Annotated in this window: 18 protein-coding genes; 10 read left to right on the top strand and 8 right to left on the bottom strand. The window is 64.3% G+C overall.

Annotated features, from left to right (window positions below):
* Positions 1-113 precede the first annotated feature (113 nt).
* Positions 114-1,646, top strand: a complete 1,533-nt coding sequence (locus ACFC4D_RS43670) for an ATP-binding protein (protein ID WP_376072441.1) — start codon at positions 114-116, stop codon at positions 1,644-1,646.
* A 4-nt stretch (positions 1,647-1,650) separates the two neighbouring features.
* On the top strand, positions 1,651-4,590 hold the full coding sequence (locus ACFC4D_RS43665; protein WP_376072438.1) for a Z1 domain-containing protein: 2,940 nt from the start codon (positions 1,651-1,653) through the stop codon (positions 4,588-4,590).
* A 13-nt stretch (positions 4,591-4,603) separates the two neighbouring features.
* Here the strand turns inward: ACFC4D_RS43665 and ACFC4D_RS43660 are convergent, their stop codons facing one another.
* The 5 genes from ACFC4D_RS43660 to ACFC4D_RS43640 form a co-directional block, all read right to left on the bottom strand.
* Positions 4,604-5,500: an HNH endonuclease gene (locus ACFC4D_RS43660; protein ID WP_376072435.1), complete on the bottom strand. Its 897-nt coding sequence runs from the start codon at positions 5,498-5,500 to the stop codon at positions 4,604-4,606.
* 127 nt (positions 5,501-5,627) lie between these two features.
* Complete coding sequence (locus ACFC4D_RS43655) at positions 5,628-6,251, bottom strand: endonuclease domain-containing protein (RefSeq protein WP_376072432.1); 624 nt, start codon at positions 6,249-6,251, stop codon at positions 5,628-5,630.
* Between the two features lie 259 nt (positions 6,252-6,510).
* The gene (locus tag ACFC4D_RS43650) at positions 6,511-7,377 is read right to left on the bottom strand and encodes an oxygenase MpaB family protein (RefSeq protein ID WP_376072429.1); all 867 of its coding nucleotides are present in this window, start codon (positions 7,375-7,377) and stop codon (positions 6,511-6,513) included.
* 8 nt (positions 7,378-7,385) lie between these two features.
* Positions 7,386-7,967 (bottom strand): TetR/AcrR family transcriptional regulator, encoded by a 582-nt coding sequence (locus tag ACFC4D_RS43645; RefSeq protein ID WP_376072426.1) that lies wholly within the window; start codon positions 7,965-7,967, stop codon positions 7,386-7,388.
* A 40-nt stretch (positions 7,968-8,007) separates the two neighbouring features.
* Complete coding sequence (locus tag ACFC4D_RS43640; protein ID WP_376072424.1) at positions 8,008-8,685, bottom strand: nitroreductase; 678 nt, start codon at positions 8,683-8,685, stop codon at positions 8,008-8,010.
* 81 nt (positions 8,686-8,766) lie between these two features.
* Here ACFC4D_RS43640 and ACFC4D_RS43635 point away from each other — a divergent pair, with 81 nt between their 5' ends.
* Both ACFC4D_RS43635 and ACFC4D_RS43630 read left to right on the top strand, forming a co-directional pair.
* Entirely contained in the window at positions 8,767-9,222 is a 456-nt protein-coding gene (locus tag ACFC4D_RS43635) for a winged helix-turn-helix transcriptional regulator (protein ID WP_376072421.1), read from the top strand.
* Between the two features lie 81 nt (positions 9,223-9,303).
* Positions 9,304-9,810: a GNAT family N-acetyltransferase gene (locus tag ACFC4D_RS43630; RefSeq protein ID WP_376072418.1), complete on the top strand. Its 507-nt coding sequence runs from the start codon at positions 9,304-9,306 to the stop codon at positions 9,808-9,810.
* On the opposite strand, the gene ACFC4D_RS43625 is transcribed toward ACFC4D_RS43630, so the two are convergent.
* Both ACFC4D_RS43625 and ACFC4D_RS43620 read right to left on the bottom strand, forming a co-directional pair.
* Positions 9,811-10,923, bottom strand: a complete 1,113-nt coding sequence (locus ACFC4D_RS43625) for an MBL fold metallo-hydrolase (RefSeq protein ID WP_376072415.1) — start codon at positions 10,921-10,923, stop codon at positions 9,811-9,813. It lies immediately after the preceding gene.
* Positions 10,924-10,996: 73 nt separating this feature from the next.
* Positions 10,997-11,647, bottom strand: a complete 651-nt coding sequence (locus tag ACFC4D_RS43620) for a dihydrofolate reductase family protein (protein WP_376072412.1) — start codon at positions 11,645-11,647, stop codon at positions 10,997-10,999.
* Between the two features lie 285 nt (positions 11,648-11,932).
* Here ACFC4D_RS43620 and ACFC4D_RS43615 point away from each other — a divergent pair, with 285 nt between their 5' ends.
* The 5 genes from ACFC4D_RS43615 (at position 11,933) to ACFC4D_RS43595 (ending at position 17,728) form a co-directional block, all read left to right on the top strand.
* Positions 11,933-13,963, top strand: coding sequence for an ATP-binding protein (locus ACFC4D_RS43615; protein ID WP_376072410.1), 2,031 nt, complete (start codon positions 11,933-11,935; stop codon positions 13,961-13,963).
* Between the two features lie 245 nt (positions 13,964-14,208).
* Positions 14,209-14,424: a cold-shock protein gene (locus ACFC4D_RS43610; protein WP_375954831.1), complete on the top strand. Its 216-nt coding sequence runs from the start codon at positions 14,209-14,211 to the stop codon at positions 14,422-14,424.
* 946 nt (positions 14,425-15,370) lie between these two features.
* Positions 15,371-16,558 (top strand): globin domain-containing protein, encoded by a 1,188-nt coding sequence (locus ACFC4D_RS43605; RefSeq protein ID WP_375954829.1) that lies wholly within the window; start codon positions 15,371-15,373, stop codon positions 16,556-16,558.
* Positions 16,549-17,268, top strand: a complete 720-nt coding sequence (locus ACFC4D_RS43600) for a DivIVA domain-containing protein (RefSeq protein WP_375954828.1) — start codon at positions 16,549-16,551, stop codon at positions 17,266-17,268. Before ACFC4D_RS43605 ends, ACFC4D_RS43600 begins: the two co-directional genes overlap by 10 nt.
* A 43-nt stretch (positions 17,269-17,311) precedes the next feature.
* Complete coding sequence (locus tag ACFC4D_RS43595) at positions 17,312-17,728, top strand: globin domain-containing protein (protein WP_376072407.1); 417 nt, start codon at positions 17,312-17,314, stop codon at positions 17,726-17,728.
* Between the two features lie 51 nt (positions 17,729-17,779).
* On the opposite strand, the gene ACFC4D_RS43590 is transcribed toward ACFC4D_RS43595, so the two are convergent.
* Positions 17,780-18,901 (bottom strand): alkaline phosphatase family protein, encoded by a 1,122-nt coding sequence (locus tag ACFC4D_RS43590; protein WP_376072404.1) that lies wholly within the window; start codon positions 18,899-18,901, stop codon positions 17,780-17,782.
* Between the two features lie 198 nt (positions 18,902-19,099).
* Between ACFC4D_RS43590 and serA the strand changes: the two genes are divergently transcribed.
* Positions 19,100-20,698, top strand: a complete 1,599-nt coding sequence (gene serA / locus ACFC4D_RS43585; protein WP_364630354.1) for a phosphoglycerate dehydrogenase — start codon at positions 19,100-19,102, stop codon at positions 20,696-20,698.
* The last annotated feature ends 129 nt before the right edge of the window (positions 20,699-20,827 follow it).

Below are 20,827 nucleotides of genomic sequence, written 5' to 3'. Positions count from 1 at the left end.
TCAAGCACTGAATTGGCATATCCGGGCGGTGATCTGGCACGTAACGCCGTGATGTTGCGGACAGATCATTCGCTATAGTCCTCCGGTTATCGTCGTTCGTGCAGGGGTGGGTCATGGCGGAAGAGTGGAAGTTCGATGTTCCCGTTGCGGGAACCAAGACCCTTCCGCCTGACCCGCGTTATATGGAGGCGCTGACCAGCCAGGGCTACGGCTTCGAGGCCGCCATCGCGGATCTGGTCGACAATTCCATCGACGCGGGTGCGAAAGACGTTGTCGTGCATTTCCTTCGCGATGACGATCGTCTGGTCAGCCTGCTCATCATCGATGACGGCGGCGGGATGACCGACGAGGAACTCGATGTCGCCATGACGGTCGGCGGCCGCCGCAACTACCGTGCCGGTTCCCTCGGAATGTTCGGCACCGGCCTGAAATCCGCATCGCTGAGCCATGCCGCCGCGGTCACCGTGGTGAGCCGCACCCGCACCAGCCGTCCGTCCGGCCGCCGCTGGGTCATGGAGCGCGCCAAGACCGGATTCCAGTGCGACATAGTCGAACCCGGGTATGCGCAGACCCTCATCGACCGCTATCACGGCAATCCGATCACCTGGCAGGGCACGGTGATCCGCTGGGACGGCGTGAAGGATTTCCCCCGCAACGGTGGTCCCGAACAGACCGAACGCTATCTCTCGCGCACGATCAATGCGCTCGGCATGCATCTCGGCCTGCAACTGCACCGCTACCTGGCCCGCGGCGATTTCAATATCACCATCGCCGTGGAGGACATCGCCACCGGCACCGTCGTCATGGATTTCGGTGTCCTGCCGCTGGATCCGTTCGGCTACCCCGTCACCGGCGATCCGGAATACCCGCGCGTCTTCTCCGCCGAACTGCCCTCGGTGGGCGCGGTGAAGCTGAACGCGCACATCTGGCCGCCCCGTTCGTCCCTGCCCGAATTCCGCGCGATCGGCTCACTGCAGAACACCCAGGGCTTCTATCTCTACCGCAATGATCGCCTGGTGCAGGCGGGTGGCTGGAACAACTTCCGGCAACCGGAACAGCAATTGGTACTGGCCCGCGTCGCCGTGGAATTGCCCGAGCAGACCGGAGACACCTTCCGTCTCACAGTGAAGAAGGACGGGGTCGAAGTATCCCCCGAATTCATCGCGGCCCTCGACCGAGCCGTGGACGACACCGGCCTTTCCTTCCCCGAATATCTCTCCGCCGCCGACCGCCGCTACCGTGACGCCCGCCGCCGGGCCGGCATCGAGCGCAAACCGGTGATCCCACCCGGCGAAGGCATTGCACCCGCTGTCCGCGAAGCGATTTCGGAAGAACTCCCGTACCTGATCGGCGAAGACCCGATCACCGTCCGCTGGCAAGTCCTCGACGGCGACACCTTCTTCGACATAGACCGCGAAGAACGCACCATCCTCCTCAACCTCCGCTACCGCTCCGCCATCCTCGCCGGCCGCCGCGGCAGCCTCGACGACATCCCGATCATCAAATCCCTCCTCTACCTCATGCTGAACGAGGTCTTCCAACGCGAACGATCCGGCGTCCGCGAACGCGACAATCTCGCACTGTGGCAATCGATCCTGGTCGCCGCCGCCCGCGCCGAACAAGGCCGTCAAGACGATGGGGAATAGCTCAATGGACATCGACCTCCGAATCGCCTTGCACGCGGCAGTTCTGGCGGATATGGCGGGAAGCAAGCCGAAGCGGCTGGTGCGCGCCATGCAGTATCAAGCGGAGGATCTACCGGGCTCCGACAAGTTCGCCGAAGAGGAGGATTTCCGCCAGGAACTCCTCACCGCGCCCCCTGGTAGTCAACTGCTCGACATGTGGCGAAAGCAGTTGCGCGCCTGGGATTTCGCGCAGCACGTCCAGTGGTCCACCGCGAGCCCGTGCACCGAGGATCGGCGTTCGGATATCTATCGTGAGCTGGCTCTCGATTCCTCCACGTGCAAAATGCTCGAGGCCACTTCGCCGGTGATCAAGGCACCCATGCCGGTGGTGATCAGCAACGAATTCATTCCCTGGTACTCCACCCATCAGGGCCGGGAATGGTACTGGCCGATGTACACCGAACTTCTGGCCCGCAAGGGCTGGACCGATCAGGCCATCACGACCCTCGACATGGCGACCGAGAGTGTGGTGGAACGACTTTCGGATCCGACGCGCCCCGAGGCATATCAATCCAAGGGCCTCGTGGTCGGCTATGTACAGTCGGGCAAAACTGCGAACTTCACCGGTGTCATCGCGCGTGCCATCGATGCGGGCTACCGTCTGGTCATCGTCCTCGGCGGCACCCTGAATCTGCTTCGCGATCAAACCCAGCGCCGTCTCGATATGGAGCTCGTCGGCCGCGAGAATGTGCTGCGTGGCGCCAGCGAATTCGAATCCGACTACGCCGACGACCCCGAATGGATTCAGCGCAAGTTCGTCGAATTCGGTACGGCCCCTTCCATTCTCGGCGGTTTCGACATCCACCGCCTGACCACCCGCTACGACGACTACAAAAGCCTGCTGCAAGGCATCGTCGCCCTGGAGTTCGAGAAGCAGGAACCCGCACTACCGCTCTACGACCCGGTGAACCTGCACCGCGCCGCAGCTCGCCTGATGGTGGTCAAGAAGAACAAGGCCGTCCTGACCAAACTCGTCAAGGACCTCAACAAGATTCGCACACCCCTCGACGAAATCCCCGTCCTGATCATCGATGACGAATCGGACGAGGCCTCGGTCAACACCTCCAAACCCAAACCCGACGCCGACCGCACCGCAATCAACGAGAAAATCTCGCAGCTACTCACCATGCTGCCCCGCGCCCAGTACGTCGGCTACACCGCAACGCCCTACGCGAACGTCTTCATCGACCCCAGCGACAGCGCCGACATCTTCCCCAAGGACTTCATCATCTCCCTGGCCCGCCCCGCGGGATACATGGGAGCCGCGGACTTCCATGATCTGGACAACGACGGTGAGAACGAACGGCCGACTCTCGCAACATCGAACGAATTGGCCCATGTCCGCGACGTCATAGTGGACGATGAAGACGACACCGCACCTTTGCGTCGCGCCATGGACATGTTTGTTCTGACCGGCGCAATGAAGCTGTACCGGGCAGAGGTCGAGGGTGTCGGCGTAGAGCACTACCGCCATCACACCATGCTGATCCACGAGTCCAACTGGGTTGAATCCCACCGTGAACTATTGGGGCGAGTAACCCAACTGTGGTGGCAGGCAGGCTATTCCAGCGGCGGGGGCACAGATCGGCTTCGCGAACTGTTCGAGGCCGATCTGGCTCCCGTCTCCGCTGTTCGAGCCGACAGCCATGCGGTCCCCGCGACATTTGAAGAACTGCGGCGCTACATCGGCCCTGCGGTGATGAATATCGGCGGTGATCAACAGCCCATCATTGTCGTCAACGGAGACAAGGACCTCGAGACCGGCGTAGCAGATTTCGACCGCCGCTCTATCTGGAAAATCCTGATCGGCGGCCAGAAGCTTTCCCGTGGTTTCACGGTGGAAGGGCTCACTGTCACCTACTTCCGGCGCCGGGCCTCCAATGTCTCCGCACTCATGCAGATGGGCCGTTGGTTCGGCTTCCGGAAGGGATACCGGGATCTGGTGCGTCTATACATCGGGCGGGAGGAGGAGCACGGCAGGCAGGGCATTGACCTCTACCGAGCCTTCGAGGCCGTCTGTATGGACGAAGAGGCGTTTCGCTCCGAGCTCGAACAGTACTCCGTGATGGTGGATGGAGTGCCGATGCTGACGCCGAATCAGGTGCCGCCCTTGGTGTCCCAGCATCTACCGACGCTGAAGCCGACCAGTCCGAACAAGATGTACAACGCCAAACTCGTCGAAATACGCTCGCCGGGTCTCTGGCGTGAGCCCTTCGGCTACCCGAATCGCGCGGCCGACCTACGGCACAACACCGCGCTGTGGGCACCGGTCTTCGACAGACTGTCCAGCACCACAACAGATTTCGCCTATCACTTTCCGGAGAAGGAAGTAGTCCACCGCGTCACGGCTCTGACCGGCCGACTCTCTCCCGACGAATTCCTGGAAATAGTTGTCGCCATGCGCTGGCTGGTGCCTGGTCAGTTCGACCCGCATATCGAGTATCTCTCCGCGATCACTCATAGCGGTCAGATCGACGATTGGACTATTCTCACCCCGCAGACGATGCGCGGCGTCGTCAAGGATGTTGTAATCGGCAAATCTGGAAGACGATTCACACGCTGGGAACGAGTTCGCCGCCGCGACCCCCTGTTCGGTGCCATTTCCACCAGCCGACATCGCAGCATTGCCATGCGAATCGCGGGCGGCCTCCCGCACTCCGGTGACGTCAACACCGAAGCCCTGGTCGCGCCCCGCCGAGGCACCCTCATGCTGTACCCGGTCATAGAACCCCGCTTCAGCGCCGACGTGTCCGCGGCGGGACATGTCGACTTGAGCAAGGTTGTCATGGCTTTCGGCTTCGTCGCCCCCGCTGCCGCTCGCGGTTTCGATGATCGTGTCGTTCGGTTCACCACCATCGACGCATCGAAAGATGCGGCCATCGTCGACGTCTATGACGATGAATAGCCGCGGATACCCGTCAGCTCGCTTCCGAGGTGACGAACTCGGCGAAGCGCTCTGCTAATCGATCAGGGGATGGAAGCTCCTTCTTGGACCTCATCGGCGTGTAGAGCGGCTGTTCATGTCGTGCTTGCAAGCCGAACTGAAGCATTTGCGAATCGTCGGGGTCATCCAGCAGTCGTTGGCTGATGACAATCGTGCGATCGGGCCTGATACCGAGGTAATTTGCGTCATAGGCGGCATGATGCAGCTTGCAGAGGCACAGTCCGTTATCGACGGTTGGCCCACCGTTCTCCTTGTTATCCGCAATGATGTGCGCAGCATCGAGCAGCTTCAAGGGAGCGAGTCTGCAAACGGTGCAACGTGATTCGTAAGCGCGGAGAACTCTCGCCCGAAACACCGGTTGATGTAGTCGCTGTTTGGCGGCCCGTTCGGCGTATTTTCGCTCGATCGGCAGCAGATCCATCGGGTCGGCAACGGACTGCAGGTTTTGATCTAGTGCAATGAGGAACTGGCGGTTCTTTGCATCGTCGGCTACCACGTACACCGGGGACACCGGCACGAAGACGCCGTCACTGACCTTGCGTAACAGGATCAGTGGTAGTTTCAACTCGAATGCACGTCGTAGTTTGGTGTTGTCACCTGCCGAACTGCCTTCGCGGTATGCGTAGCCGAAGAGTGAGCCGTCGACTTCCGCGTCATCGTACTGGCTTTTAGGATTCGACATGATCGTGAGTGTCGCGTCCAACTCTTTCGGGTTGCGAATGCCACGACTCCAGTCGATGAGACGCAGGGTCTTACCGCGGATCTGAAAGTTCCAGAGTTGCTCCCGGGTAACGGTTTCCGAATCCCCCTGGAGCTCCTTCAGATGCGCGATGATCTCCTCGCGGAGCAGCTCTTCGGCGTGCTTGACCATCGGTCGATTCTGTCAGCCTCTTGACCTCATGTCGATCTTATTTCGCAAGGGCCAGTGTACTTTTCGTGCAATCGACGTGTGTATAGACCGGGAAGTGGTCAAGCGAATCTGGTTGTGCAGGGAAAATTCAACCCAGCGGGCGGTTTCGCCGACGCCGACGGACCACTGCCGCCACCTCATCGGCGCACACATCGATATGGGTGAAGATGTCGGCGGCTGCATAGCGCAGGATGAACCATCCCGCGAGGACGAGTGCGTTCTGGCGGCGGCGGTCTTCGCGGAATGTACGTGCGTCGCTGTGGAATGCGCGGCCGTCGATTTCGATGATGGTGTGGGAGCGTGGGTCGACGAAGTCGCCGTAGTAGGGGCCCACGGGGTGATTGGCGAGGAGGCGGATGCCTCGTTGGAGGAGGGCGTGGGTGAAGAGGCGTTCCGGCTCCGAGGCGGCGTCGGGTGCGGCGTCGCGGAGTTGTTTGCGGAGGGTGGGGGAGCCACGGAGGTGGGTGCGCAGGTCGAGGAGTTCCGGGGAGGCGGTGCGGGCGTGGGTGTCGACGAGGCGTTCCGCATCGTGTTCGGCGACGACTGTCATGCAGTCCAGGAGTGTGCGGGCGGGGGTTGTGGCCGGAAAGCCCCAGCTCTCGTCGATGCACGCAGGGGGAAGGGTGCGGCGGTAGAGGCGCAGCCATGCGGGGGTGGTCCGGAATGTTGTTGGCGGCACGGTGACTTCGAGTAATTCGGGCTCGGGCAACATGTTCCAGAGCCAAGCGGCGGTGCGGTGGCTGAATACCGATGTGGGTAGCCAAGCTACGACTGCCTCGCATCTGGTGTGGAGCGTTGGTTCGCCTATCGAATAGATGCCGGGAAGCAGTCGGACGTATTCGCCGGTGTGGCAGCGGTTCGTGATGGTGGCTGCAGAGACTTCGGTCAGCAGGTCTCTGCGGGTTCTGATCACAGGTGCCGAGGATCCTCCGTCGGAGGTTGACCAGCGGCACTGTGTGCTGGGGAAATGGTCAGCCTGCGGATAACTTCTCGTTGTGAATAGCTGCTGTTTGCTGCATCCCGTCCCAGGCGTCGGGGATGTAGCGGAGGCGGCTGGGGGCGAGGGTCCAGGCTGTGCGGATTGTGTGGCGGAAGAGGGTGAAGGCTAGGGCGTCTGTGCGGGTCCAGGTCCAGCCCAATATCTTTCGGGCTTCCGGGGGCATGGTGGCGTTGGAGAGCCAGACGCCTATGGACATGACGGGGTAGCGGATCAGGGGCCAGACGGGTTTGGGGATGAAGGGTGGGGTGGGGACTTTGGCTTTGTGGATGGTGGCGGCGAAGGTGGTGGTTTTGTTGGATTGGAGGATCTCTTGCCACATGTGGAGCCAGTATGCGCGGTAGTTTTCGTAGTCGCCGAAGGCTGGGCGGTCGGACATGCCGTATAGGCGCCACCAGGTCAGACCCTCGGCTACCAACTGGGCTTTTTCGGCTTCGGTGAAGGGGGTGCCGAAGAATTCTTGGGTGGCGATGATGGATTCGTAGAAGGTTACGTGGGTCCACCAGAAGACTTCGGGGTCGAGGGCGTGGTAGCGGGTGCCTTCGGGGGCAATGCCTTTGATGGGTTTGTGGAAATCTCGGACCTTGCGGGCTCGGGATTCGGGGTCGGGTTGGTAGATCATCGCTTGGATGGGGGCTACCGAGCGGTCGAAGCGGTCCATGGGGTCGGTGAAGAAGTTGGAGTGTTCCTGGAGGGCGGCGTTCAGGACGGGGTGCATGTTCTGCAGGGTGCCGGCGCGGCCGAGGATGAGCATGGAGCGGATGTCACCGAAGTGCTTCCAGGTCAAGGAGTTCGGGCCCAGCGGAGCGGAGGTGTTCCAGCCGGGGAGTTTGTCGAACACGGGCGTGCCTAACTCTGGGAGAAGCCGGGGGAGAGTAGGGCGAGCGTGGTGCCGACCAGCTCGTCCACGGGGACTTCGGGGTGGGTGAGCCACCAATTCGCCACCGCTACAACGGATGACACGAGGATCGTGGCCGCGATATCGGGGGTGTGCGGGGAGGCTCGGGGGTTCGGTGGGGGGAGTAGGGCCAGGATGCCCCGGTGGGAGAGGGAGCTCAGGTGCGCTACCACCTCGGAGATGTCGGGATCCTTTGTGGGAGAAAGGATCAGGCGGGTCGCGAGGGGGCGTTCCAGCATGAAGGTGAAGTAGGCGCGCAGGGCGCGGGGGAGGCGGGCTTCGGGTGCGGCGGCCACCTCGGCGGTGATGCGGGCCAGCAGGGCTTCGGTTTCGGTGGTCAGCAGGTCCAGGACCAGATCCTTCTTCGACGGGAAATGGTCGTAGAGGACCGGGCGGGTGATGCCCGCGGCGGTGGCGATATCGCGCATGGAGACCGCGTCATAGCCGTTGGCGGCGAAGAGGTTTCGGGCGGCATCGAGTACCAGCACACGACGTTCTGGGCCCTTCAGACGACGGACCGGGTTAACCGACACGTGTGTAGGTTAACCCGGTCCCGAAGATCGCGAGGCGGAATCAGTTGGTGTGCCAGGTGATCACGTTCGCGAGATCCGCACGGGTGGTGCGGAATCCGTTGACGGCGTGATCGGGGTCGGGATAGCCGAAGGACACCCCTGCGATGATCTGGCGACTCTCGGGAATGCCGAAGTACTCATGGAGGAAGGGGGAGTAGGACGCCAAGGCCGCTTGGGGCGCGGTGGCGATGCCGAGGCTTTGGGCGGCCAGGAGGAATGAGGTCAGGTAGAGGCCGCAGTCGACTGCGCCGTAGACGCCGAGGTCTGCCTCGGTGGTGAGGATGGCTACGTGGGGGGCGTCGAAAAGTTCGAAGTTGCGGAGCATTTGGCGGAGGGAGCCTTCGTGGTCGCCTCGGGCTACGCCGACGGCGGTGTAGAGGGCGCCGCCGCACTCTCGGCGGCGGTCGCGGTAGACGCCGTTGTAGGCCGGGGGGAAGGGGAGGTCGGATTCGGTGGGGGTGCCGTTGATGTGGTCGAGCAGCGCCTTGCGGAAGCGGTCGGTGGCGTCGCCGTCGGTGATGGTCAGTTGCCAGGGCTGGGTGTTGCACCAGGACGGGGTGCGCTGGGCGGCGGTGAGGACCTGTTCGATGGTCTCGCGGGGGATCGGGTCGGGGCGGAAGGCTCGGCAGGTGTAGCGGTCGTCGAGCAGGGTGCGCAGGGTGCTGTAGGGGTCGGTCATGGGCGTCGCCTCTCCTTTGGTCTCAAAACGAGACCGATTGAACTTGGTCTCATATTAGGACCAAATGGGTAGGATTGGGAGATGCGGTATGAGGAGCTGGCCGAGGAGCCCTGTTCGATCACGCGGTCGCTGGTGGTGCTGGGGGATCGGTGGACGCTGCTGGTGATGAAGGCGGCGTTCTCGGGGGTGCGGCGGTTCAACGGGTTTCAGAACTATCTGGGGATCTCGCGGGGGCGATTGCAGGATCGGCTGGATCGGCTCGTCGAGCATGGGATTCTCGTCAAGCAGAAGCCGGAAGTCGGTGTGCACGAGGAGTATCGGCTCACCGCCAAGGGGCACGAGGTGTACCCGATCCTGATGGCGTTCAAGGATTGGGGCGATGCGCATATGGCCCCGGACGGGCCGCCCGTGTACTACCGGCATCGGGACTGCGAGGGTGAGGCGCACGTGCACCTCGCGTGTGATCGCTGCGATCGTGAGCTCACCGCGCGCGATGTCGTGCCAGAGGCGGGGCCGGGAATGCTGGCGCAGGTGTGAGTGCTCGCCCTCCCATGAGCCACCAGCGCTGGCATGGGTGATCCGGCACCACTGTGACCGGCCGGTCCTATAGTCGGCGGCATGGGTGAGTTGACGGTGCGTCCGGTTGAGGCCGCGGACGAGAAATTCCTGTGGGCGATGCTGTTCGAGGCGTCGTATTCCCATGAGCAGGGCCGGGTTTCGCCCGAGGAGCTGCGGGATGTGCCATCGCTGGCACATTATGTCGAGGGCTGGGGTGCGCCGGGGGATGTCGGCGTCATCGCGGAGCGGGACGGGGTGCCGTGCGGGGCCGCATGGCTGCGGCTGTTCACCGGGGACAATGCCGCTTACGGATACGTGGATGACGAAACGCCGGAGCTGGCCATCGGTGTCGCGCCCGGACAGCGCGGCGGCCGGATCGGCACCGTACTGATGACCGGTCTGCTCGAAGTCGCCCGAACCCGCTTCGCAAGCGTGAGTTTGAGTGTGCGACAGGAGAATCCGGCGCTGCGCCTGTACGAGTGCCTGGGATTCGTCGTGGTGCCGAGTTCCGCGCACACCAATCCAGCCGGCAGTACCAGCCTCACAATGCTGTTGCGGTTCAGCTGATTACGCGTCGAAGGCGAGCACCCCGGGCGTGACGTAGTCGTCCGGATCGAGCAGCATGCGAAGCTTCGGGCCGTCGGGAATCGTAGCGAGCGCGGTCTCCAGCGGTGCCCGGAAGGCCGAACCGCGCGCGGTGATCAACGGCAGCCAGTTGTCATGATGGTTGGGCACGAACACCTTTGCCCGCAGCGCCTCGATATAGCTGCGCGGGTCTCGCAGGCCGTTGGTGAACTGGTTGTACCCCTGCACCGCACCCACGTGGACATCGGACGCGGGTAGCTCACGCAGCGTCTCGAGCACCTCCGGCGCCTTGTCCAGCAGCGGCCCGGACGAGTCATGCCAGGTGAGCGTGAACTTCTCGGTGTGGAACTGGTACAGCAGCACGCCGCCCTCCGGATCGGTCAATCGCCGGACGAGATGCGCGGTATCGGCGAGAGTCGTTGGATACCTGCGCATATCGCCGATCTGCGGGATGGGCTTGACGGGCGCGCAGGCATCCGCGCCCGCGTATCGCTCGGTGCGCGCGGAATGGATGTGCCGGACCGCCGTCACCGAAATCCCCGGTGCGAGGTCGAAATCGTAGCGAGCTCCGGGTAGGGAGGTACTCGAACCCAGTGTCACACAGGAGAATCCGGGAGATTTCACCTGCTTGCGCGCGGTCGCGCAGTGTTCGACCGTGCCGTGGATCACCGCACCGCTGGCCTGCGCGATCGGCCCGGCATCGGCGGCATGATCGAAATGCCCGTGCCCGATGAAGATCGCCGCCGGTCGCAGTGCCGCCACCTCCGCCGGCGTGGTCGGCACATATCCGGAAGTCGCGCCGCGTGGCACCCAGGCATCCAGCAGGAATACCGAACCACCCAGCGCCACCGCGAAACTCGCGCACCCGAACCAGCTCAGCACCACCCTGTCGGAGCGCACCGCGCCGGTTTCGGCGTCCACCAGGTCGGCCCCGAAGAACCGCTGCCGCGCCGCGATGGTCTCCGCGAGCGTCGGCTCGGCGATCGGCTGAGCGCTGACGCGCTCGGCGAATGCGCCCAGGCCGCGCCGCAGCGGCGTCACCAACCCGCGCTGAATCGACTCGCCCAGGCTGCCCAGCTCAGGATTGCGCGCCACCGATAGTCCTCTCGCCCGCGGAGCCGCCGGTCCCGCCCCGTCGCCCGCATTCTGCCCGGGTTCACGCGGCTTGTCAGCGGGCCTGCTTGGTGAAGGTCAGGTGGGTGACGTTTTCGGACGACTCCTTCCGGGTGCACGAATATCCCGGCAATGTGCCCAGACCGTCCCAGAGCCGTTCTCCCGCACCGAGCAGCAGCGGTACCTGGGCCAGGTGCAGTTCGTCCACCAGCCCCGCGCGCAGGAACTGCCGGACCGTGGCCGAGCCGCCGCCCAGGCGCACGTCCTGGCCGCCCGCGGCGTCGAAGGCGCGCTTCAGGACCGCTTCGGGGGTGTCGTTCACGAAGTGGAAGACGGTGCCGCCCGCCATTTCCACCGATGGCCGCGGGTGGTGGGTGAGGACGAAGGTGTCGTGATGGTAGGGCGGGTTCGGGCCCCACCAACCGGTCCAGGAATGGTCCGGCCATTCGCCGCGGATCGGGCCGAACATATTGCGCCCCATGATGGTCGCGCCGATGTTCACATCGCCCTCGACGGCGTAGCGCTGGTCGACGCCGTCCTCGCCGGTCACCGCCGCGCCGGACATGCCGCGACCGTAGTCGGTGTCGAAGATCCAGGTGTGCAGATCCTCTCCGCCTACGCCCAGCGGATTGTCCGGGCTCTGGTCCGGCCCGGCGACGTAGCCATCCAGGGAGATCGACAGGTTGTGCACTCGAAGTTTCGGCATGACGCACCTCATAACTGGTTGTGTTTTGCAATCGGTTAGTAGCATAGATCCAACTGGTTGCGATACGCAATCGGTTCGGCGAAAAAGCTTTGAACAGAGCACGATTCGGTCACCTAACCGTTAACCGAGACCTTGCCGTTGCACTGGGCTACCCCTCGGTGAATGTCGGAACATGACCGTGACGAACTGGTAGGTGAATGTTCAGCCCTTTGTTAATCAGGTGGCGTTGCATCGATATCAGGGATAGCTGAACGAAGGCTATCGATAGGGCAATTGGGGACCACCATGTACAACGACGTGCATGCGGCCGCGCTGGACGACCACAAGTACACGATGCGGATCAGCCGGCTGGCCATAGACAAACTCGGAATCCGGCTCTACGACCGGGTTTCGGCCGTACTGGCCGAACTCATCGCGAACTCCTACGATGCCGATGCCACCGAGGTGGAGGTCTCACTACCGTGGGGCGTCACCCTCGCCGGGACGGTGCGCGCCGCCGATGAGCCCGCGTATCAGATCGTGGTGTCCGACAACGGACATGGCATGACCACCGAGGAGATCAATCAGCACTATCTGATGGTCGGCTCGGATCGGCGCGTTCGCTACGGCACCGACCTGTCCCGCGAACGCGGGCGACCGGTGATGGGCCGCAAGGGAATCGGCAAGCTCGCCGCGTTCGGCATCTGCCGGACCATCGAAGTGATCACCGCCGGAAGCCATTCCGGCGATGAGGGCGCACTCGGCTGGCCCGTCTCCCATCTGGTAATGGATCTGGACGATATGCTCTCGGACACCGAACGCGACTACTACCCGCAACCGGGTCCGCTGGACGGCACCTTCACCGCCAAGCGCGGCACCACGGTGATTCTGCGAGACTTCTTCCGCAAGAGGGTGAATACCGGCACCGAACTGAGCCGCCAGCTCGCTTCGCGCTTCGGTATCGAACGCTCGGACTGGCGGGTGCAGGTGCGCAATTGCATCGGGCAGGAGAGCTTCACGCTCAGCGATCTGGCCATCGATGTCATGGAGGACACCCGCATCGACGTGAGCCGGGTGCCGGTGCGCTTCGGACATAAATTCCTGCCGATCACCGGCTGGATCGCCTATTCGAAACAGCCGTACCGCGATGACGCCATGGCCGGGGTGCGCATTTACGCGCGCGGCAAAATCGTCGCGCAGACAAGGGATTTCGGTATTCCCGCCGGATTCACCGGCGAGTTCAAACTGCGCTCCTATCTGGTCGGCGCGGTACACGTGGACTGGCTCGACGATGAGGAGGATCTGGTCCGCTCCGATCGCCAGGACATCATGTGGAACTCCCCGCGCGGTGAAGCGCTGGCCCAGTGGGGTCAGGCGCTGATCAAGGAGATCGGCCGCATCGGTGAGAAATCCATTCGCCGCCGGGTCTGGGAGGAGTTCGTGGACCGCTCCCGGCTGCGCCAGACGCTGGAGTCGATCGCGCCGGGGGACCGGCTGTTCCGTGATTCGGTGATCGATGCCGCGCGAATCCTGGTGGCGCACAAGGATCGCGCCTCGCTCGATGATCCCGCGCATATCGAGAACATGGTGCGCCTTGCGCTTTCGCTGGGACCGCAGCGCAGTCTGCTCGAAACCCTCAAGGAGATAGCGGATGACGCCGATCAGGAACTCGATGTCGTAGTGGCGCTGTTCGAACGGGCCCGCATCGCCGAAATCTATTCGCTCGGCCAGATCGCCAGTGAACGCGTCGCCGTGGTGGATCGGCTGCGCGCGCTCATCGACGAACGCCGCTCACTCGAACGCCCCTTCCAGGAGCTCATCGAGAGCGCGCCGTGGCTGCTCGCACCCGAGTGGACGCCGCTGGGCATGAACGAATCGCTCAAACGCGTGCGCGCCAGTTTCGAACGCTGGTACGCGCACAAGTTCGGCACCACCCTGCTCACCAGCGCCATCGGCAGTCCGAAACGCGAACCGGATTTCGTGCTGCTGCACGATTCGGGCGAGCTGTGGATCGTGGAGATCAAGCGGATGGACTACCACCTCACCGATGAGGAGTACAACCGCGCGGTCAACTACCTCTACGAACTCGATCGCTTCCTCGATGAGAATCCCCGCATCGGCGCTCAATTCCCGCGCCGCAGGCTGACTTTCATCGTCGACCACGTCGACCGCCTGGGTCCGGCGTCGCTGTCCTCGCTGATGAGCGATCAGCGGGTGGACCGCCGCACCTGGCGCGAACTCCTGGATGCCACCCTGCGCGCGCATCGCGACTTCCTGGATCGCGTCTACGCCATGCGCGGCAGTCAGGAGGACGAGGGCACGGCCCGCGCGGGCTAGCGAATTCGGCCCGCTCGGCGGGCAACCCCCCAGCGCGATGCGACACCTCCAATGGCGTGGGTGTCGCATCGCTTTCGTCCGGCCCACGATTTCGGGACCTGTCACAGGGGTCGCGGCAACACCATCGAACCGGACGAGTCGGACGCCCTGCGCGGGCGCGTGCGTGCGGCCGCCGTCCGCGTGACACCATGGACCCGCGCGCGGGGGCGCAACTCTGTTATCCGGACGGTCGAGAAGGTTTGGTAATGCTGCACGGCACGGTCAAGTGGTTCGACAGCGCGAAGGGCTTCGGATTCATCAGTCCCGACGGCGGCGGTCCGGATGTGTTCGTGGAGTACACCGCCGTCGAGGGTGACGGTTTTCGTTCGCTGGCCGAGGGACAGCGCGTGGAGTTCGAGGTGCGCCGCACCAAGCCGGGGCCGGAGGCGGTCATCGTGCGGGTCATCGCGGCGGGTTACTGAGTAATTCCGCGGTGGTCGGCGGCGTATGCGCCGAATCGGCCGGTGCCGGTCCGGTGAATTCCTTTGCGCCTCGCGCGACTTCGTTGACGTAGTAGTCGGCGATTGATGCGGGTGCGTTTGTTTCCGCAATTCGACGGTACCTGATTCCTATATCGCCACTGCTGTCGCGATGTCGGTGAAATCATCGGGCCGCTCGCATATTTCGAGCAATCCCGAATAACTCGTGGTCATCGCGATGCGCCAGCGAACAGAACGCTCTCTCCGCTGGTCGATCGGAATCGGACAACTCTCATACCCGGCTCTCCCGCAAGGTGGCAGAGGCTGGCGGGGGCGCTCTCCCGTGACACTCTCCCGGATGCCGGAAGCGCTGCAGGTCCAGGCATTTTCGCAGCTCCCATGCCCATGGAAATAGGGGCGTGATTGGCACGTTATAGACGGGAATTTGATCTGAACATGACTCGGGTCACACAATCCGAATCCTGTGACGCCGATCACATCGCGCTAATGCCCCGTAACGAGCGCGAAAAGTCCGCCGATATGCTGGCTGTCGGAAGTACAACCGAGATTCATTGAGAGGCATTTACATGATCCCCGTTATCATCGACACCGGTTCCGCTGCTCTGGGTGGCCTGTTCGACACCTTCGGTGCCGCACTGCATGGCATCCTGAACACGCTGTGGACCGGCTCCTTCGGCCGCTAAATAGCGCCACACAAGCCTGAAAGGCCGACCTCGGGTTTCGCAGCCCTGAGGTCGGCCTTTTGTCATTTCCCGCGAATTCGTGACCGATCACATGCCCATCACGGCCCGCGTGTGGCCTGCATCGCAACCGCTTGCGATAGCCGATAATTAGCCGGTCAAACGAAGTTTTCTCTCGTTTCGACAGCCCTCTCCCGATGCCCTAGGTTGGCCGGGGTCAGACGGCCGTCCAAGAGAAAGCGGGGCCGATGAACGTCGATGCCCTCAAAGCCAGCTGGCGCCTCGTAGAACGCGCCGGCGACGAAGCGATCCAGTACTTCTACGCACACCTGTTCCTGGCGCACCCCGAGGTCCGGGACATGTTCCCGATCCGGATGACCACCCAGCGCGGCCGCTTCTTCGCCGCCCTCGGCCGCATCGTCAGCAATGTCGAAACCCTGGCCGCCGATCCCGAATTCGTCGCCCAGCTGGGCCGGGACCATCGCCGCTTCGGCGCGGTCGCCGCGCACTACCCGGCCGCGGGCGGATCCCTGCTCGCCACCCTCGCGCACTTCCACGGCCCGCGCTGGACCGAGGAATTGGCGCAGACCTGGACCGCCGCGTACCAGGCCGTCGCGGGCATCATGATCGCCGCGGCCGAACAGGCCGAGCAGATCGACGGCCAGCCCGCCTGGTGGGAGGCGGAAATCGTCGCCACCGAGAAGCGCAGCATCGATGTCACCGTGCACACGGTGCGACCGCTCCAGCCCTATCGGTACGCCGCGGGCCAGTCCCTGGCCATCGAGATCCCGCAGCGTCCGCGACTGTGGCGCTACTACTCACCCGCCAACGCCCCGCGCGCCGACGGCACCTTCGATATCCACGTCCAGGTGGTGGACGGCGGCGAGGTCAGCGCCACCTTCGCCAGATCGGTCCGGCCGGGTGATCGGCTGCGACTGGGCGCACCGGTGGGGACGGCGTTCGTGATCCCGCCGAACGCGGTCGACAATCTGCTGCTCATCGCGGGCGGCTCCGGATTGGCGCCGCTGCGAGCGGTTTTGGACGGTATCGAGGATGAGGCGCACAGCACCGGGATCGCACCGCGCGTGCACCTGTTCCACGGTGTGCGCACCGCCTGGAACCTCTACGACCACGAGGCGCTGACCATGCGCACCGAACAACCCTGGTTCACCTACACCCCGGTCGTCTCCGAGGATCCGGGATTCCACGGCGTACAGGGCACGGTCGGCGCGGTCGCGGCACGCGGCCGCGATCTGACCGGCGGCGCGACCGCACTGGTGTGCGGTTCACCGAATATGGTCGCCGCCACCGTTTCCGCGCTCACCGGCGCCGGAATGCCACGGCACGCAATCAGATTCGAGACGTTCGGCCAATCGGCGGCGTCCGACCAGGCCGCCCAGCAGCGCGGATTCGACAAGGTTGGCCAATGGATGTGACACCCGAAGACATTCAATCCGCCCGATTCAAGGGTGCGCGACTGGGACGCCGCGGCTATGACGCGGACGATGTCGATCTCTTCCTCACCCAGGTGCGCGGCGCCATGACCAAGGTGGCGCGCGAGAATCGGCAGTTGACGCTCACCAGCAATTCCGAGGAACTGGCCCGGTTGCAACGGGAGAATCGGCAGCTGGCCACGAAATGCGATGCGCTGCAAATGCAGATGCAGACCATGGCCTCCGCCGGGGAACTCGCCGAAATGCAGCGCCAGCTCGCCAATGCCAATTGGGAGATCTCCCGGCTCCAGGGCGAGATGGCCAAGGACGCGCTCGGCATCAGCGCCCAGGCCGTCGACGTGCTCAATCGCGCGCAATTGTCCGCGGATTCGATCGTGGAACAGGCCGAGGAGCACGCCCGCGACCTGATGCGGGTCGCGCGTGAGCAGCAGCGCGAAATGCTCTATCAGGCAAGGGAATCCGGGGTGCGCGCCACTGGCGGCGACCAGGAATCCATGGAACAGTTGCGCGCCTACTCCGGACTGCTGCGCAACCAATTGCAGGCCATGATCATGACGCTGTCGGTGGAGGTGGACAAGCTCGCCCTGCTACCCATGCCCGGCGGGACCGATCCCGGCTCGGAAATCACCAGCGGCTCTTCACGTTCGCGTGATCTGCCGGTCACCGGATCATGGCAGCCTTCGGACAACTGAGTATCGAATCATCAACGCAGGAAAGAGAAGTGGGGGAACCACAGTGAATATCGAAGCATTGCAGTCGAGTTGGGTTCAGGTCGGCGCCGCCGGTCCCGAAGCGGTCGAATACTTCTACGACCACCTGTTCAAATCGCATCCCGAGGTGCGCGGCATGTTCCCCGACGATATGGGCGAACAGCGCACGCGCTTCCTGAACGGTCTCGGCCGGATCGTCACCAATGTCGAAACCCTCGCCGCCGACCCGTCTTTCGTACAGCAGCTGGGCCGGCAGCACGGCAAGCTCGGCGTGATCGCGGACCACTATCCGGTCGCGGGGGCCTCGCTGCTCGCGACCCTCGAGTACTTCCTCGGCGAGCAGTGGACGCCGGAGCTCGCCGCCACCTGGGCCGCCGCCTACGGCGCGGTGGCCGAGATCATGATCTCCGCCGCGGCGGAACCGGCCGCCGCCACCGCCTGATATCCGTTGCGCCGGTCTCGAATTCGTATCCGAGACCGGCTCTCGGGCTCCTTACTTACCGAATGATCCGCTCGCGGATCCACTACCCGAGCCGCTGCCCAGGATGCACAGCGGGTTGTTCACCATGGCCGCCTCGGCCGAGCCGGAGGACGAACCCGTCGCACCGGAATCGATCGCGGGTGTATTCGGCACCGGCGCGGCCGGATTCCCGGAACCGCCGTCGCGCATGGAACGGCCGTCCAGGTTCGATGGCGCGGGCACGCCGAGCAGATCCAGCACCGTCGGGGTGATATCGGCCAGGGTGTATCCGTTGTTCTGTGCGCCGCCCGCGAAGTCCGGCCCGCGCGCGATCACGAAACTGGCTGTCTCATAGGCGCTTTGACCGCCGTGCCCACCCTCGGGCTTATGTCCGTGATCGGTGGTGACCAGAATCGTCCAGCGCTCATTGCTATGGGCGGCCGCCCGCGCGTCCACCGCGCGGGTGATCTTCCCGACCAGCGTGTCCACCCGCTGGATCGCGTCCCGGTACGCCTGCGGCCAGATGCCGCGCAGCGTATGTCCGGTGATATCGACCTGATCCAGATGCGTGAACACCAGATCCGCACCGTCATCGGTGACGGCCGAGACCACCTGTGCCGTCGCGTTCGAATCCGCGGTCGATTCGCAGACTCCCGCGCCGGTCGGATCGATCTGCGTCACGGAAACCTTGTCCGCGTGCGGATTTCCGGTGCGGGCGATCATGCCGATCTTGTCCCAGGTGCCGAGCGATTCGGTGGTCAGGTTCGGCCGGGCCTGCTCGAGCTGGGTGAACACCGTCGGATACTGCGCGAAAGGTGCGGGCGTACAGGTGGAGTCATTGTCCTTGATGCCGTGCTTGGTATCCCATACCCCGGTCAACGCGGTGGCCCAGGAGACGCACGACATGGTGGTGTGCGGCGCGATCGAGGTCCGCGCCAGCGTGCCCTGTGCGGCCAGCAGTCCGAGATTGGGTGCGTTGGCGGCCAGCACCTCGCTGTACAGGGTGCCGTCGATGCCGATGACCACGACCTTGTTCACCGTCGGAGCGGCGGTCGCGGGAGCCGCCGCGGCGAGCGGCAGGGTGGTCAGCGCGGCCGCGGCGAGGACGCGAGCGGTGCGAGGCGATAGGGGAGCGCGAGTCGACCTTGGAGACATGCCGCGCAACCTAGATCATTCGGCCCGTCTCGCGCGGCAAAACTGGACAATTGACCACGAGAGTCTCGATGGTTGAGAAAAAGCGCACGTCACCGATGTGATGGCACGCGTCTACCGGGCGGTAATCCGAGATCAAAACCGGACCACTAAGCTAGCGCCCGTAAATCCCGGATCCCTTTCCCGCAGGAGTACCCCACAGTGAGCCAAGCAGGCCGTCCTGTAGTTCTGATCGCCGACAAGCTCGCCCAGTCGACCGTCGACGCACTCGGTGACGCCGTCGAGGTTCGCTGGGTCGACGGCCCCAACCGGCCCGAGCTGCTCGCCGCCGTCCCGGAGGCCGACGCGCTGCTGGTCCGCTCCGCGACCACCGTCGACGCCGAGGTCCTCGAGGCCGGCAAGAACCTGAAGATCGTCGCCCGCGCGGGCGTCGGCCTCGACAACGTCGATGTGCCGGCCGCCACCGAACGCGGTGTCATGGTCGTCAACGCGCCCACCTCGAATATCCACACCGCCGCCGAACACGCTGTGACGCTGCTGCTTTCGGCCGCGCGCCAGATCCCGGCCGCCGATGCCACGCTGCGTGAGCACACCTGGCAGCGCAGCAAGTTCAACGGTGTCGAGATCCTGGGCAAGACCGTCGGCGTCATCGGCCTGGGCCGCATCGGCCAGCTGTTCGCGCAGCGCCTCGCCGCCTTCGAGACCAAGATCGTCGCGTACGACCCCTACACCTCGCCGGCCCGCGCCGCCCAGCTCGGCATCGAACTGCTGACCCTGGACGAGGTGCTCGAGCGCGCCGACTTCATCTCCATTCACCTGCCCAAGACCCCCGAGACCAAGGGCATGCTGAACAGCGAGACCCTGGCCAAGACCAAGAAGGGCGTCATCATCGTCAACGCCGCCCGCGGCGGTCTGATCGATGAGCAGGCCCTGGCCGACGCGATCAAGTCGGGTCATGTGCGCGCCGCCGGTCTGGACGTGTTCGAGACCGAACCCTGCACCGACAGCCCGCTTTTCGAGCTGCCGCAGGTCGTCGTCACCCCGCACCTGGGCGCTTCCACCGCCGAGGCGCAGGATCGCGCGGGCACCGATGTGGCCAAGTCGGTCAAGCTCGCCCTCGCCGGTGAGTTCGTCCCCGGCGCGGTCAATGTCACCGGCGGTTCGGTCTCCGAAGAGGTCGCCCCGTGGCTGGAGATCGTCCGCAAGCAGGGCGCCCTGCTCGGTGCGCTGTCCTCGGAGCTCCCGGTCAGCCTGGAGGTCCAGGTCCGCGGTGAGCTGAGCGCGAGTGATGTTGCGGTGCTGGAGCTTTCGGCTCTGCGCGGCGTCTTCTCCGCCCTCATCGAGGATTCGGTCACCTTCGTCAACGCCCCGGCGCTGGCCAAGGAACGCGGCCTCGAGGCCACCGTCACCACCGTGTCGGAGAGCCCCACCCACCGCAGCCTGGTGGACCTGCGCGCCGTCTTCGGCGATGGCAGCACCCTGAACGTGGCCGGCACCCTGACCGAGCCGCACCAGGTCCAGAAGATCGTCAACATCAACGGCCGCAACTACGATATGCGCGCCGAGGGCCTGAACGTCGCCGTGCTGGCGTACGAGGACAAGCCGGGTCAGCTCGGCCGCCTGGCCACCAAGCTCGGCGAAGCCGGTATCGACATCCTGGCCGCCCAGCTCACCCAGGACCTGGACCAGGACGGTGCCACCGTCGTCCTGCGCGTCAACACCGAGGTTCCGGCCGAGGTGCAGTCCGCGATCGCCGAGGCCGTCGGCGCGGCCAAGGTCGCCCAGGTCAACCTGGACTGAGCGGACCGGGCGTAATGCCCGAAAGCAATTGCCGCCGAGCCCCTTCCATGTACATGGAAGGGGCTCGGCGCGTATCGGCGGACGCTTGCGCAGCAGCGCCTGTCCGGCCTCGACCGCGTCCGCGGCTGC

This window comes from Nocardia sp. NPDC056000 (genome assembly GCF_042269265.1).
Classification (GTDB): Bacteria; Actinomycetota; Actinomycetes; order Mycobacteriales; family Mycobacteriaceae; genus Nocardia.
Note: the sequence above shows the minus strand (reverse complement) of the source record. Positions and strands in the feature narration are given on the sequence as shown.

Excerpts from the sequence above, each read along its gene's own strand:
- ACFC4D_RS43615 (WP_376072410.1), top strand. The coding sequence starts at position 11,933 with ATGTACAACGACGTGCATGCGGCCGCGCTGGACGACCACAAGTACACG.
- ACFC4D_RS43630 (WP_376072418.1), top strand. The coding sequence starts at position 9,304 with ATGGGTGAGTTGACGGTGCGTCCGGTTGAGGCCGCGGACGAGAAATTC.
- ACFC4D_RS43620 (WP_376072412.1), bottom strand. The coding sequence starts at position 11,647 with ATGCCGAAACTTCGAGTGCACAACCTGTCGATCTCCCTGGATGGCTAC.
- ACFC4D_RS43665 (WP_376072438.1), top strand. The coding sequence starts at position 1,651 with ATGGACATCGACCTCCGAATCGCCTTGCACGCGGCAGTTCTGGCGGAT.
- ACFC4D_RS43600 (WP_375954828.1), top strand. The coding sequence starts at position 16,549 with ATGGATGTGACACCCGAAGACATTCAATCCGCCCGATTCAAGGGTGCG.
- ACFC4D_RS43640 (WP_376072424.1), bottom strand. The coding sequence starts at position 8,685 with ATGACCGACCCCTACAGCACCCTGCGCACCCTGCTCGACGACCGCTAC.
- ACFC4D_RS43660 (WP_376072435.1), bottom strand. The coding sequence starts at position 5,500 with ATGGTCAAGCACGCCGAAGAGCTGCTCCGCGAGGAGATCATCGCGCAT.
- ACFC4D_RS43670 (WP_376072441.1), top strand. The coding sequence starts at position 114 with ATGGCGGAAGAGTGGAAGTTCGATGTTCCCGTTGCGGGAACCAAGACC.
- ACFC4D_RS43635 (WP_376072421.1), top strand. The coding sequence starts at position 8,767 with ATGCGGTATGAGGAGCTGGCCGAGGAGCCCTGTTCGATCACGCGGTCG.
- ACFC4D_RS43590 (WP_376072404.1), bottom strand. The coding sequence starts at position 18,901 with ATGTCTCCAAGGTCGACTCGCGCTCCCCTATCGCCTCGCACCGCTCGC.
- ACFC4D_RS43610 (WP_375954831.1), top strand. The coding sequence starts at position 14,209 with ATGCTGCACGGCACGGTCAAGTGGTTCGACAGCGCGAAGGGCTTCGGA.
- ACFC4D_RS43655 (WP_376072432.1), bottom strand. The coding sequence starts at position 6,251 with ATGTTGCCCGAGCCCGAATTACTCGAAGTCACCGTGCCGCCAACAACA.
- ACFC4D_RS43605 (WP_375954829.1), top strand. The coding sequence starts at position 15,371 with ATGAACGTCGATGCCCTCAAAGCCAGCTGGCGCCTCGTAGAACGCGCC.